This is a genomic window from Solibacillus sp. FSL W7-1436, from assembly GCF_038007305.1.
Classification (GTDB): domain Bacteria; phylum Bacillota; class Bacilli; order Bacillales_A; family Planococcaceae; genus Solibacillus.
Genome location: NZ_JBBOWV010000001.1, coordinates 1,800,164 through 1,813,728, shown reverse-complemented (window position 1 = coordinate 1,813,728; position 13,565 = coordinate 1,800,164). Strand labels below are relative to the sequence as shown.

The 13,565-nt window shown below is 39.5% G+C and carries 12 protein-coding genes; 4 read left to right on the top strand and 8 right to left on the bottom strand.

What is annotated here, in order from left to right; genetic code table 11:
- Positions 1 to 108: 108 nt before the first annotated feature.
- The 7 genes from MKX73_RS09085 to MKX73_RS09055 are packed head-to-tail and all read right to left on the bottom strand — an operon-like array spanning position 109 to position 6,268.
- Positions 109 to 1,581, bottom strand: coding sequence for an aldehyde dehydrogenase (locus tag MKX73_RS09085; protein WP_340717164.1), 1,473 nt, complete (start codon positions 1,579 to 1,581; stop codon positions 109 to 111).
- On the bottom strand, positions 1,568 to 1,774 hold the full coding sequence (locus tag MKX73_RS09080; protein ID WP_340717163.1) for a tautomerase family protein: 207 nt from the start codon (positions 1,772 to 1,774) through the stop codon (positions 1,568 to 1,570). The genes MKX73_RS09085 and MKX73_RS09080 overlap by 14 nt, the downstream gene beginning before the upstream one ends.
- Positions 1,756 to 2,568: a 2-keto-4-pentenoate hydratase gene (locus MKX73_RS09075; RefSeq protein WP_340717162.1), complete on the bottom strand. Its 813-nt coding sequence runs from the start codon at positions 2,566 to 2,568 to the stop codon at positions 1,756 to 1,758. The genes MKX73_RS09080 and MKX73_RS09075 overlap by 19 nt, the downstream gene beginning before the upstream one ends.
- Before the next feature lie 10 nt (positions 2,569 to 2,578).
- On the bottom strand, positions 2,579 to 3,355 hold the full coding sequence (locus tag MKX73_RS09070; protein WP_340717161.1) for a 2-keto-4-pentenoate hydratase: 777 nt from the start codon (positions 3,353 to 3,355) through the stop codon (positions 2,579 to 2,581).
- Between the two features lie 4 nt (positions 3,356 to 3,359).
- Entirely contained in the window at positions 3,360 to 4,370 is a 1,011-nt protein-coding gene (gene dmpG / locus MKX73_RS09065; RefSeq protein WP_340717160.1) for a 4-hydroxy-2-oxovalerate aldolase, read from the bottom strand.
- Positions 4,367 to 5,275, bottom strand: coding sequence for an acetaldehyde dehydrogenase (acetylating) (locus MKX73_RS09060; protein ID WP_340717159.1), 909 nt, complete (start codon positions 5,273 to 5,275; stop codon positions 4,367 to 4,369). Before MKX73_RS09060 ends, dmpG begins: the two co-directional genes overlap by 4 nt.
- A gap of 12 nt (positions 5,276 to 5,287) precedes the next feature.
- Positions 5,288 to 6,268 (bottom strand): catechol 2,3-dioxygenase, encoded by a 981-nt coding sequence (locus MKX73_RS09055; RefSeq protein ID WP_339197321.1) that lies wholly within the window; start codon positions 6,266 to 6,268, stop codon positions 5,288 to 5,290.
- 182 nt (positions 6,269 to 6,450) lie between these two features.
- Between MKX73_RS09055 and MKX73_RS09050 the strand changes: the two genes are divergently transcribed.
- The 3 genes from MKX73_RS09050 (at position 6,451) to MKX73_RS09040 (ending at position 10,591) form a co-directional block, all read left to right on the top strand.
- Positions 6,451 to 7,221 carry an IclR family transcriptional regulator gene (locus MKX73_RS09050; protein WP_340717158.1) on the top strand — a complete coding sequence of 257 codons (771 nt, stop codon included), beginning with the start codon at positions 6,451 to 6,453 and terminating at the stop codon, positions 7,219 to 7,221.
- Positions 7,222 to 7,309: 88 nt separating this feature from the next.
- On the top strand, positions 7,310 to 7,699 hold the full coding sequence (locus MKX73_RS09045; RefSeq protein WP_340717157.1) for a (deoxy)nucleoside triphosphate pyrophosphohydrolase: 390 nt from the start codon (positions 7,310 to 7,312) through the stop codon (positions 7,697 to 7,699).
- Positions 7,700 to 7,717: 18 nt separating this feature from the next.
- Positions 7,718 to 10,591 carry a DEAD/DEAH box helicase gene (locus tag MKX73_RS09040; RefSeq protein WP_340717156.1) on the top strand — a complete coding sequence of 958 codons (2,874 nt, stop codon included), beginning with the start codon at positions 7,718 to 7,720 and terminating at the stop codon, positions 10,589 to 10,591.
- A 52-nt stretch (positions 10,592 to 10,643) separates the two neighbouring features.
- On the opposite strand, the gene MKX73_RS09035 is transcribed toward MKX73_RS09040, so the two are convergent.
- Positions 10,644 to 11,555 carry an HNH endonuclease gene (locus tag MKX73_RS09035; protein WP_340717155.1) on the bottom strand — a complete coding sequence of 304 codons (912 nt, stop codon included), beginning with the start codon at positions 11,553 to 11,555 and terminating at the stop codon, positions 10,644 to 10,646.
- 263 nt (positions 11,556 to 11,818) lie between these two features.
- Here MKX73_RS09035 and MKX73_RS09030 point away from each other — a divergent pair, with 263 nt between their 5' ends.
- Complete coding sequence (locus tag MKX73_RS09030; RefSeq protein WP_340717154.1) at positions 11,819 to 13,522, top strand: ABC transporter ATP-binding protein; 1,704 nt, start codon at positions 11,819 to 11,821, stop codon at positions 13,520 to 13,522.
- Positions 13,523 to 13,565: the final 43 nt, after the last annotated feature.

Below are 13,565 nucleotides of genomic sequence, written 5' to 3'. Positions count from 1 at the left end.
ATTTAACGCTTCATACCAGAAACGCAACTACTTCAAAATCGATTTCTGCCTACAATCTAAATAAAGCCTATCACCCTATCCGAAATTTCAAATAGGATGATAAGCATTTTAGTTTAAGGAGATGCAAATATTTTTTGCTTCTGTAAAGAATTCAATACTGTGACGTCCGCCTTCTCGACCAACACCGCTCTTTTTGAAGCCGCCAAATGGAACACGTAAATCACGAACAAACCAGCAATTCACCCAAATTGTCCCTGCACGGACAGCATGTGACACACGATGTGCACGCTTCAGATTTTCTGTCCAAATGACACCGTTTAATCCATAATCGGTATTGTTTGCAATTGCTAAAGCTTCTTCTTCCGTATCAAACGGTAAGATCGTTACGACTGGTCCAAAGATTTCTTCCTGACATGTACGTGCATTCGGATCATGATGCAGGAAAATCGTCGGGGCGATATAGTAGCCCTTCGCCAGATCATCCGATAATTGCAGCGGCTGGTCACCTGTAATCAGCTTTGCGCCTTCTTCTTTGGCTAATTCAATATAATAATTTACCTTATCGTATTGCACTTTACTCACTAGTGGGCCAGTTGTCGTTTTCGGGTCTTGTGGATCGCCAACGACTAGTGCCTCTGCTGCTGCTTTAAATTTCTCTAAAAACTCATCTAAAATTGTACGCTGCACTAATATGCGTGAACCGGCTAAACAAACTTGCCCGGAATTTAAAAATGCTGCCTGAATCGATGTCGGTACAGCTTTTGATAAATCCGCATCTTCGAAAATAATATTCGCTGCTTTCCCCCCAAGCTCAAAGGAAGTTTTCTTCAATGTATCCGCGCCATTTTTAATAATCTGTTTACCTGTAACAGTCGATCCTGTAAATGAAATCAAATCAATTTCAGGCTGTTCCGTTACCCATGTACCAACCGTTTTTCCGCTTCCATGAATCACGTTTACGACACCATCAGGAATGCCTGCCTGCTGTGCAATTTCTCCAAGAAGCGAAACCGATAATGGCGTTAATTCTGCCGGTTTAATGACAGCTGTATTCCCAGCTGCAAGACATGGGCCCAATTTCCAAGTCGTTAACATAAATGGTGCATTCCAAGGTGTAATTAGGCCTGCTACACCAACCGGTTCATAGCGTGTATAGTTAATAAAGTTTTCATCCATGGGATACGCTTCATCCCCTTGCTTCTCTACAAAGTCTGCAAAGAAACGCAAATTATGGGCAGCACGTGGGATATCGGAGCCGACTGCATGCTGATAAGGCTTTCCTACATCCATTGCTTCAAGGCGGGCAATTTCTTCTTTTCGTTCAACGATAATATCTGCCATCCGGCGAATTTTCGCACAACGCTCCGCTAACGGCATTGTACGCCATTCACTATGTTCAAAAGCCTGACGCGCACTGTTGGCAGCTTCTGTAACGTCCTCTTCGGATGCTTCCGAAACAATCGCAATTAAACGTTGGTTGGAAGGATCGTGTACTTCAAATGTTTTCTTTGTTGCGGATTGTCTGTATTGTCCATTAATAAAATGATTAACCGTTAACACTTCTTTTTCAGTTGTTAGCATCTGTCTCTCTCCTTTTGGCAACGGATTTCCCTGCTATGCCCCAATGTGTTGCAGCTGTTTCCTGTAAATGGACGCGGACTGTTTCTATTGGTGCATCCAATACATCGCTGGCTGTTTTGCTCAATTGTTCAATAAGACGCTCTTTTTGTTCGGGTGTACGTCCTTCTAAAATCGTTACTTGGATGAATGGCATTCGCCCGCACCTCCAGTAAATGAAACCGAAATCGTTCCTAAACTTTGGAAACTTGCATGGAAAAAGTCTCCCGGTTTTATTTCGATCGCTTCACTAATCGACCCACTTAAAATTAAGTCGCGTGGTTTTAAATGCAAGTTCCGCTCATGCAGCTTTTCCGCTAACCATTGAATGCTAATAAGCGGATTTTGCATCACAGCGCCAGATGTTGTCGAAGCAACGATCTCCCCATTTTTGTAGTAAACAACCCCTAATGCATCAATAAAATCGGCATCTAGTTTTATTGGACGGTTGCCCAAAATATACCGACTCGAGGATGAATTATCGGCAATCGCATCAAGTAAAGTAAACTTAAAGCGTTCAAATCGACTATCAATGATTTCAAATGCCGGCAGCACAAAATCAATTGCATCGATTACTTCTTCTAAAGTGGGAGAACCTTTTAACGGTTTCTTTAAAACGAAAGCGAGTTCAGGTTCCAGTTTTGGATGAATATATGGTGCTAAATCATGTTTACCGCCTTCGATTAAGTACATATTTTTCAAAAGCACACCATATGACGGTTCATGAACTCCCATCATCTGCTGTTTTGCTTTTGATGTTAATCCCAACTTCCACCCAATCTGTTCCGTTTGTTCTTGCTCTATTTTTTTATCTACTAGTAACTGCTGAATCTCATAAGCTTCACGCTCCGAGAATCCATCTATTTTATTGGCAAACTGTTCAAGTGTTTGCGCATTTTTTTCAGCCCAATACAACTCATCTACAACCGATAATTTAGTAATACTCGTCATATGAATCCTCCTATACAAACTTCACTTCAACAGAACCAATTTGTCCGAAGGCTGCCTTAAAATGATCCCCTTTTTCAATTGGTAGCGCTGATGTAAACGCGCCAGTTAAAATCACTTCGCCGGCAAGTAGCGGGACATTAAACTGTTGTAATGCGTTCGCTAACCAAACCGCAGAATTAACCGGATTGCCCAAAACATTACTTCCCGTGCCCATTTCAATGAGTTCGCCGTTCTGATACGTATTTAAACCGATTGTTGTTAAATCAATATCATAAATTGACAGACGCTGATCCCCTAAAACGACCAAGCCGGAAGAGCCGTTATCTGATACCGTATCTTCAAATCTGATTCGCCAGTCTGCAATACGGCTGTCGATTATTTCAAATGCCGGAACAATATAATCAATTGCCAGTAATACATCCAAAGGTGTAATATGAGGTCCTTTAATATCTTCTTTTAAAACAAAGGCCAGCTCTGATTCGACTTTAGGCTGTATCAGTTGATCGATGTTAATCGTATCTCCCGATTTGTACAACATATAATCGAATAAATGACCGTAATCCGGCTGGTTGACATTGAACATATTTTGAATTGCTTTACTCGTAGCGCCGATTTTTTTACCGATGACTTTATGGCCAGCCTGTTTTTTTTGCTCTACATAGGCAAGTTGGATTTCATAAGCCTGCTTTAAGGAAATTGTAGGCGCAAGCTGTGTGAACGGCTCAATCGGCGCCTTCGTTTGCTCGGCTTCCAAAAGCATTTCTGCAAAACCTTGTGCATTTGCCATACTATCAGACCTCAACTTTCTTTGAAGATAGTTCCATTGCCACATCGATGATCCAGTCTTCCTGTCCTGCAACGGCATTTCGTTTCCCAAGTTCTTCGATAATACTTACCGCATCGACTTGGAATTTTTCTGCAGCTTTTCTTACGTGTAACAGGAAGCTATTGTACACACCAGCATACCCTGACGATAAATTTTCACGGTCAATAAATGGCAAGTAATGCATTTCTGGTGCCACTAATTCTTCCGCAGCATTCATCAGTGTTGAAAGGACAATCGGTGTTTCGATATTCGATTTCACCATTGCGGCAATAAGGACTTCCAATGGCGCGTTTCCAGCACCGGCACCTAGTCCTCGTAGCGTCCCATCAATCAATGTTGCTCCGTGTTCAATTGCTGTTAACGAGTTTCCAACCGCCAACCCTAAATTATTGTGACCATGGAACCCTACTTGAATTGACAATGTCTCTTTTAAAGCATTGACCCGCTCAATGACTGTTTTTGGCACTAATGCGCCGGCAGAATCGACGATATATACACCATCTGCACCGTACTCTTCCATTTTCTTCGCTTCTTCCGCTAAACGCTGCGGTGTTGTACTGTGGCTCATCATTAAAAATCCGTAAGCATCCAGATTTTGCTTTTTCGCTTCTTCAAAATATTGTTGTGATATATTAGCCTCTGTACAGTGAACCGCAATGCGGAGTGCATCAATTCCAATATTGGCTGCTTCTACAATAGCTGGACGTGTTCCAATACCCGGAACGAACAATGAAGCAATTTTAGATTGGCCTTTTACTTTCACGGCTGCCTCGATCAGCTTCATCTCGTCGTATTTAGAAAAGCCTTGCTGAATCGTGGAGCCTTGAAGTCCTGCACCGTGGCTTACTTCGATTAAAGGAATATTCGCTGCCGCTAATTCGGCAACAATCTGTTCAACAAATTGTGGAGTAAAGGAATGGCTGACAGCATGTGAACCATCACGCAATGTAGTATCTCCGATTAGAATTTTGGTCACTTTAAAGCAGCCCCCTTCAGCATATTTTCTGCAATTTTTTCTCCAACTTGTAAAGCCGCAGCTGTCATAATGTCGAGATTACCGGCATATTTCGGGAAATAATCACCCGCGCCTTCTACCTCATTCATTATAATGACCACTTTACGGTTGCCCCAAGGAGTTTCGCGTTCATCGACAATCGGTTGCCCTTTCAGTCGGTAACCTGGTACATATTGCTTCACCTTTTGTACGACATCTTCTACAGATTTCTGTAATTGGACTGGATCAATATCATCTTCCAGTACCGCATAAACGGTATTGTTCATTAAAATAGGAGGCTCCGCCGCATTGATGACCGGCATAGCGCGTGCTGATTGCGCACCACCCACTATTTTTGCTGCATTGGCAGTTGTAATCGTAAATTCATCCAAGTTCTGGCGTGTTCCTAAACCGATGGATGGGCTTGAAATGGTAGCGATAATCTCGCTGTAGAGCACTTCTGCAATTTGGCTCACTGCATAAACAAGCGGTGTTGTAGCCTGCCCGCTGCAAGACACCATGTTAATATTCATTTCATTGATATGTTTTTCTATATTAATACTTGGAATTACATACGGTCCGATTGCTGCAGGTGTAAGATCAATCGCTACAATTCCATTTTCTTTAAGGATTTTTGCGTGCTCAATATGTGAATACGCACTTGTAGCATCAAAAACAATTTGTACGGAACCGTGGTCGATAATCCCGTGAATACCCTCTGCAGTTGTTGCTATCCCGGCTTCTTTGGCACGCTTTAGACCGTCTGAGGCAGGATCAATACCTGCCACCAGAACTAAATCTAAATGTCCATCAGCTTTTAAGATTTTCATCATCAAGTCTGTACCGATGTTGCCGCTTCCTAAAATTGCTACTGGAACTTTAGTCATTTGCTAACCCCTCTATTCGTTTGTAACTTTTTCAGCTATTTTACCTACACCGTATGTCCAGAAAGAGTCAGGGAAGGCTGCCCCTACCCATGTATCACCATTACCTGGGACATCAGCCATTTGCCAAGTGATCGGTTTCCAATCCGGGTCAAAGATTAAGTAACCTGCATCTCCAAACAATTCGACCCGCAACCCGCTTGGTTCATAGGCATACATACAAAATGCTTGGCTAACCCCATGCTTATTTGGCGGAATTTCAATAAAGTATCCATGGTCTTTCAACAAATCGCCAACTTCGTATAAATTTTGAGGTATGCCATACCAATAGCAAATATGATGTAATTTCCCTTTAGCACCTGTAGGCTCAGCCATGAAAGCGATTTCATGAACGAGGTTAGAAGCACTAATCCAAGATCCTACGACAAACTCACCGTCAACAATTTGTTCACGAAGTTTAAACCCTAATACTTCAATCAAAAATTCTGTATCAGCTTTAGGATTTGAAGAGAATAAATTAATATGGTCTAGTCGACGCACTGGGACACCACGATTTGGACGCTTACTAAATCGCGAAAGTAACTTAGACTTGTTCTCTTCAGGACAATCAAAGTACTCTACCTCCCAAAAAACTTCCATGTTATGACCATCAGGAGTTGTGAATGCATAAGAAGGGCCATGTCCATAATTTTCGTTTTGCCAACCAATACCATATCCACTTGCTTCAATTGCTTTGACCCGACGCTCTAAAGCTTGCGGAGATGTTGTGCGCCATGCTACATGTCCCAAACCTGAATAATCAGATTCAGTAATAATTAAGGAGTATTTATAATTTTCTTCATAAGCACGTAAAAATGTTTGTTTACCAATAACATCTACAACAGCCATACCTAACATTTCTGTGTAAAATTTAATCGATTCCTCAGGCGTGTTAGAAAGTACCTCAACATGTGCGATTTGTGCTACATCAAAGATTGGCTCTACATAATTATTCATGAATAATCCCCCTTGAATGTTATTTTCCGCTCTATTTTCTGAAAAATCAAAATAGATTGTAAATTAATATTAACTTTTATTTTGTTATATACAAGGCGAAATTCCCTCTATGCGGGAAAGGTGAAAAATGTTTTTTAGAGAATAATATAAACATAAATCAGAATTTTAATGGAGGTATGCAAATGAAGAATAATGGCGAAGTTAATTCCGTTAAAAACGCATTGAAAATTTTGAAGGCTTTTAAAATAAACAATCATCAAAAAGGTGTATTAGATCTTGCAGATGAGTTGGGGATTAGTAAAAGCAGTGTACATAGATTGTTGAAAACATTGGAATCAGAAGGCTTTGTGGCAAAAGCTAAGAACAACGCCAAATACGAATTAGGCATGTCATTAATTGAATTGAACTCCATTTATTTAAAACATTTGGATATTTACGATGTGACGTTAGAAAGTATGATGAAAATCATCACATTAACCGGAGAAACTTCTCATTTAGCCATTTTAAAAAATGATGCTATCGTTTACCTTAATAAATTGTCAAACCAGCAAACGATGGAAGTAGAATCACATATAGGACATTCAAATTATTTGCACTGTACTGCAAGCGGCCGCGTATTATTGGCGTATAGCAGCATTGCTACGATTCAGCGAATTCTCGAACAACCTTTGCAAAGGTTCACCCCCCGCACAATAGTAGATGCGAAACTGTTGCAAAAAGAGTTGCAAAACACAAAGGAAAAAGGATATGCAGTTGTAAGAGGTGAGTACCGTGCAAATATGACATCTATTGCCGTACCCATTAAAAATCTGCAAAGCAAAGTAATTGCAGCACTGAATATAGTTGCCCCTACCAATCGGTTAACAGATGAAAAAATAAATTATTATGTAAGATTGCTTTGTGAGGAATCCACAAAAATTACGAAGAAGATTGGGTATTTGTCTTTTCAGTGAGGTTGGGGGTTGCCAAATTTTATTTGCAGCAAACTTTTCCAAGATCAGCTATATTATAGAGAGGATCAATAGATAGGATGGATGTAATATGAAAAAACAAGTACACGTAGTTGGAGCTATTATCGAAAACGATAAACAGGAAATTTACTGTGCACAACGTAGCCCTCAAATGTCATTACCAAACTATTGGGAATTCCCAGGTGGAAAGATCGAGAAAGATGAAACTCCACAGCAAGCATTAAAACGCGAAATTTTTGAAGAATTCACTTGTGAAATTGCTGTTGGTGATAAAGTTGAAGACACAACTTATGATTATGGTACGTTTATCGTTCGTCTTGAAACATATATGGCGAAAATTGTGAATGGAACACCTGTTGCTTTAGAGCATTCAGATACGAAGTGGGTAAAGCGAACATCCCTCAATGAACTAGATTTTGCACCAGCAGATATTCCAGCAATCGAAAAATTATTAAAATAATTTAAAGGTGGTGCTTTTATGGAGCAGTTAGTTAAAAAACTTGAAGCTTCTTTACATAAAGGTTTTATCGATCAATCAAAGGCCGTCTCCTCACAGTTTAAACCGAAATTATTGTCCAATAAAGCACATGAAAATGTCCTTTCGACACTTTTACAAGAAATGAAAACATGTAAAACGTTTACCTTTTCTGTGGCATTCATTACAGAAGGTGGATTAGCTACAATTAAAACGATGCTATATGACCTTGAGAAAAAAGGCATTCGTGGTCGTATATTAACGTCTACCTTTTTAAGCTTTAATCAGCCAAAAATGTTTAAAGAACTGCTCAAATTAACGAATGTAGAAGTTCGTGTTACCGATGTGAAAGGCTTTCACTCAAAAGGCTATATTTTCGAGCATGATCAGCATTATTCATTAATTGTTGGAAGTTCTAATTTAACGGATAGCGCACTAAAAGCAAACTTTGAATGGAATGTTTATTTAACTTCTCTTGAAAATGGTGAAGTTATCAATCATTTTAAAAGTCAGTTTGAACAGCAATGGAATAGTGCCATCCCGTTAAGTGAAGAGTGGATTGCTCACTATCAAATTAATTATGAGAAGCCAGAGTTTAACAGTAAAGTCGCATCACCACCTTTATATGTAACAAACCCATTAAAAGAGAGTTTAAAAATACAACCTAACAAAATGCAAACTGCCGCGCTTGAGCAGTTAAAGCTCCTTCGCCAAAGTGGTGCAAACCGCGGTCTTATCATTTCAGCAACTGGAACAGGTAAAACTTATTTATCTGCGTTTGATGTTCGAAATGCTGCACCAAAACGTATGTTATTTATCGTGCACCGTGAACAAATTTTGAAAAAGGCGATGCAAGATTTCCGTAATATTTTACTAGGTGATCCTCAAGACTATGGGATTTTATCAGGAAATTCAAAAGATCTAAATGCACGCTATTTATTTGCAACGGTCCAGACCATTTCACGTGACCCTTATTTACAGCAGTTTGCTAAAGATCATTTTGACTATATTTTAATTGATGAAGTTCATCGAGCAGGTGCGGAATCATATTTAAAAATTATGAATTACTTTGAACCTCAATTTTTGTTAGGAATGACGGCGACACCAGAACGTACAGATAACTTCAACATTTATGAACTATTTGATTATAATGTCGCCTATGAAATTCGCCTTCAAGCAGCATTAGAAGAAGACATGCTCTGCCCTTTCCACTATTTCGGTGTGACGGACTATGAGCTTGATGGTGAACTCATCGATGAAACAGCAGATTTACAAAAGCTAATTCATCGTGAACGAATCGATCATATTATCGAAAAAATTTCGTATTACGGGTTTTCTGGGGATCGCGTTCGTGGATTAATGTTTTGCAGTACGAAGGAAGAAGCTCGCACTCTATCCAACTTACTGAATATACGTGGGTATAAAACGACTGCATTGACTGGAGACCACTCTCAAGAAGAACGTGAAGAAGCAATTGCTAAATTAGAAAATAGTGAGCTGGAATATATTTTGACGGTAGATATTTTTAACGAAGGTATCGATATTCCCTTCATTAACCAAATTGTCATGCTTCGCCAAACACAATCTAGTATCATCTTTATTCAACAGCTTGGTCGAGGGTTACGGAAACATAATGTGAAGGAATATGTAACGATTATCGATTTTATCGGCAACTATAAAAATAACTATTTAATTCCGATCGCCCTATCTGGTGATAAGTCGATGAACAAAGATAATGTTCGCCGCAACACGGTTAATACAGATTATATTCAAGGGGTTTCAACGATTAACTTTGAAGAGATTGCGAAAAAGCAAATTTTTGATGCGATAAATAATGCAAATTTATCGACATTAAAAATGTTACGAGATAGCTATTCTGAGCTTAAAAATCGGATTGGACGTATTCCAATGCTTAAAGATTTTATCGAACAAAATTCTTTAGATCCGGAAGTCATTATTAGCTACTCTCCTACCTATTATGATTTTTTAATGAAGATGAAAGAAGATATCCCTTCAATTACCGATTACGAAAAATCCGTCCTATCATTCATTGGAAAGGATTTCTTATCAGGGAAAAGAATTCATGAAATTTTATTGTTGCAACTTCTTTTAGAGGAAGAAGAATCTATTTCAGAACAAAGCTACCTTTCAGCATTGCAAGCTCAAAATGCTTATATTCATAAAGGTACAATTGAAGGCATTGAAAATGTGTTTTCTTTAAACTTTTTTGTAGAAGCTGACAATAAAAAATTCGGAAATAAACCATTAATCATTAAATCGAATTCACGCTATATGTTTAATGAGGAATTGCAACTATCACTTCGAGATGAAAATTTCAAACAGTACTTCGTTGATTTACTTGAATGTGCCTTTATGAAAAACAAACAATTCAATAATCACGAACCATTTAAACTATACGAAAAATACTCTCGCCGTGAAGTATGTCGCTTACTAGACTGGGAAAAGAACGAGGAAGGAACATTAAATGGTGGTCGTCCGAAAAACGGTGATTTCCCTATTTTCGTAAATTATCATAAAAATGATGAAAATGACCTTGAAACAAACTATATGGATGAATTTTTATCCGACGATACATTTAAATGGTGTTCAACAAAAAATCGATATATCGATAAATCAAAGGATATGCAAATCCTTATTCACTCTGTTGAAAATGGGACAAACGTTTATCTGTTTGTAAAAAAAGACAATGGTGAAGGTAAAGATTTCTATTACCTAGGTCGATGTGCTGTAAACCCAAGCACTGCAAAGCCTGAAAGAATTTTGGATAAGGGGAAATATTATCCTGTCGTTACAATGGAAATGGTACTGGAACAACCAATCCAATACGACATCTACCACTATTTAGTAGAGGAATAAAATAAAGCAAGGTGTAGCCCAAGTTTTGGTCACACCTTGCTTTTTCTATTGATTATTCTTTACCTCTAAATATCTCCCGCTTATGCCACTTAAAATACTTCTTATTCTCTTCCACTCTGGCAACGCGCATTTTCTCATGAATGCCGTATTTCACATAATCCATCTGGTCAATTTCAGAGGAAATATGAATTTTTCCTGTTCCATCAAATGCGATATAGCCTTGGTCATATAGTGCATCATGGTTATGACAAAGCAGAATACCGTTGTATGGATCAAGTCGCTCATCATTTGTTGCGTCTTTCCACGGTTTTGAATGGCTGGCGCGTAATAAACCAGGTAAAGAAATGCCGCATAGTGCACATTGATTGTCCCATAGCGGCATCAGTTGCTTTCTAAATTTTTGCTGACCTTTACGGATTTTCACCTTTGCTTCCGCTTCTGTTTCAATTAATACAGGGGCCAATGTATTGCGTTCTTTTTGCGCAATGAGCCCCATAGCAAATTCCAGCTGTTCTTCATTTTCCTCATAAATATTCGCATCACTCATAAGCTCCAGCAGCTTGATTGCAAGCATTTCATTACATGGATATAAAAAGCCTTGATTGCCGTCACCATTATGTTGGAATGGTGAATATTTGACTGGGAGCAGTGGCTGGATTTCATCAAAATGTTCTTTTATCGAAATTGGAAAGTGAAGCTCCTCATAAACTGCCGGAAATAGATGTCCCACTACGCCTGATTGATCAAAAGGATTTACCCCTTCCCCGCAATCTTCCTGCGCGGTACTGATGGCAACAATTTCCCCTTTCACACAGTGAAAAATCGCATCGCCCTTCTTTACTTCCTTCATTCGCTCCCAAGAATGTGGTGTTTGTCCACTATTGTCTAAAATTGAGCACCATACGACCTGCTTTTCCTTCGCCTCATCGTATGTACGCCCTTGCATTACAATGTAAAAATTCATACGTACACCTTCGCTTCTTTGCTTTCTTTTAGTGTACCATTTCTTTTTTCTTATCATAACTAACATGCCTTAGAAATAAATCTCACTTTCATAGTATTTTCCTCAAATCCTTCAGTGAGATTAAATTTCAATTTTCTCCACCCCCCACTATTTCGCCTCTCGAAAAGCTCCCAAAAAATGTTATAATCCCAATAAGAATCATTTTCACTACTATCACAACCGGTTGCACTCAGTTTTGAGTTGTTTAACAGAAAGGACTAGAAATGCTAGCAAGATTTTTTACGTATTATAAGCCGCATAAGCGATTGTTCATCATCGACTTTTCGTGTGCGGTATTTGTGGCCGTCTTGGAATTGCTGTTCCCGATGGCTGTGCAATGGTTTATCGATGATCTGCTCCCGACGAACGATTGGGGTATGATTACTAAAATCAGTGCGCTTCTTTTACTGACGTATATTTTAAGTACGGCAATGAACTTTGTCGTGAACTATTTAGGCCATAAGCTTGGGGTCAATATCGAAACCGATATGCGCCAGCAACTGTTCAATCATGTGCAGCGCCAACCTTATACGTTTTTCGATAATATGAAAACAGGTCATTTAATGAGTCGAATTACGAATGACTTATTCGATATCGGGGAGTTTGCACACCATGGTCCGGAAGATTTGTTCATCGCGATGATGACATTTATCGGGGCGTTTACGATTATGTTCAATATTAACGCGACCCTTGCGACAATTATTCTGATTTTCGTTCCGTTTTTAATTGCAGTTATGTATTGGAGCAATAGACGAATGAAAAAAGGCTGGAGCGTTATGTACACTGAAATCGCGAACGTCAATGGCCGTGTGGAAGACAGCTTCTCAGGTATTCGCGTCGTGAAATCATTTACAAATGAAGAATTCGAAACGAACCGCTTCAAAGATCAGAATGCCCTATTCCGTAAAGCGAAAATTTACGCATACAAAGTAATGGCCGGCACACATTCAAGCATTTATATTTTAACTCGTTTACTGACGTTACTTGTTCTTGTCGTCGGGGCATGGCTTTCATTTAACGACGACCTTTCAGCCGGGGAGTTCGCGAGCTTTATTTTATTTACGAATGTATTAATTAGACCAATCGATAAAATCAGTGCATTGCTTGAAATGTATCCAAAAGGAATGGCAGGCTTTAAACGTTTCTGCGATCTGATTGACCAGGAACCAACGATTGTCGACCGTCCAAATGCGATTGAGGTTGATCATTTAAATGGCGATATTGAATTTAAAAATGTCGACTTCAAATATGCGGACAGCAAGCAAGTACTGAACAACCTATCATTTAAAGTAGAAGCAGGAAAAACGGTTGCCTTTGTCGGTCCCTCCGGTTCAGGGAAAACGACGATCAGTGCGCTCATCCCCCGCTTTTACGATATTACGGGCGGTGCGATTACAATTGACGGGCACGATATCCGCGATTTAACACAGCATTCGCTGCGTAAACAAATCGGAACAGTACAGCAGGATGTATTTTTATTTACAGGTACTATTCGTGAAAATATCGAATATGGTAAATTAGGCGCGAGCTTCGAGGATATTAAAGCAGCAGCCGAGCAGGCAAACTTGCTAGAATTTATCGAGAATTTACCAGATGGCTTCGAAACGGAAATCGGTGAACGTGGTCTGAAATTATCGGGCGGTCAAAAGCAGCGCCTTGCGATTGCGCGCATGTTCCTAAAAAACCCGCCAATTTTAATTTTGGATGAGGCAACATCTGCCTTAGATACAGCTACTGAGCGGATTATCCAGCAGTCGTTGAATGATTTGGCGAAAAACCGGACGACATTGATCATTGCGCACCGTTTAGCGACAATTCGCGATGCGGACTATATTTTCGTCGTCACACCAAATGGAATTGAAGAGCAAGGCACATATGAAGAGCTTGTCGCAAAAGGCGGTATTTTTGCAGGGCTTCATCATGCATAAAGATTAAAAGTAAGATGAGGTGGATGATTGCGGTCATTCACCT

What these genes read in the sequence shown, in the direction of transcription:
- MKX73_RS09050 (WP_340717158.1), top strand. Translation starts at nt 6,451, where the DNA reads ATGAAGAATAATGGCGAAGTTAATTCCGTTAAAAACGCATTGAAAATT.
- MKX73_RS09030 (WP_340717154.1), top strand. Translation starts at nt 11,819, where the DNA reads ATGCTAGCAAGATTTTTTACGTATTATAAGCCGCATAAGCGATTGTTC.
- MKX73_RS09055 (WP_339197321.1), bottom strand. Translation starts at nt 6,268, where the DNA reads ATGAATAATTATGTAGAGCCAATCTTTGATGTAGCACAAATCGCACAT.
- MKX73_RS09035 (WP_340717155.1), bottom strand. Translation starts at nt 11,555, where the DNA reads ATGAATTTTTACATTGTAATGCAAGGGCGTACATACGATGAGGCGAAG.
- MKX73_RS09045 (WP_340717157.1), top strand. Translation starts at nt 7,310, where the DNA reads ATGAAAAAACAAGTACACGTAGTTGGAGCTATTATCGAAAACGATAAA.
- MKX73_RS09080 (WP_340717163.1), bottom strand. Translation starts at nt 1,774, where the DNA reads ATGCCATTCATCCAAGTAACGATTTTAGAAGGACGTACACCCGAACAA.
- MKX73_RS09060 (WP_340717159.1), bottom strand. Translation starts at nt 5,275, where the DNA reads ATGACTAAAGTTCCAGTAGCAATTTTAGGAAGCGGCAACATCGGTACA.
- MKX73_RS09075 (WP_340717162.1), bottom strand. Translation starts at nt 2,568, where the DNA reads ATGACGAGTATTACTAAATTATCGGTTGTAGATGAGTTGTATTGGGCT.
- MKX73_RS09070 (WP_340717161.1), bottom strand. Translation starts at nt 3,355, where the DNA reads ATGGCAAATGCACAAGGTTTTGCAGAAATGCTTTTGGAAGCCGAGCAA.
- MKX73_RS09085 (WP_340717164.1), bottom strand. Translation starts at nt 1,581, where the DNA reads ATGCTAACAACTGAAAAAGAAGTGTTAACGGTTAATCATTTTATTAAT.
- MKX73_RS09040 (WP_340717156.1), top strand. Translation starts at nt 7,718, where the DNA reads ATGGAGCAGTTAGTTAAAAAACTTGAAGCTTCTTTACATAAAGGTTTT.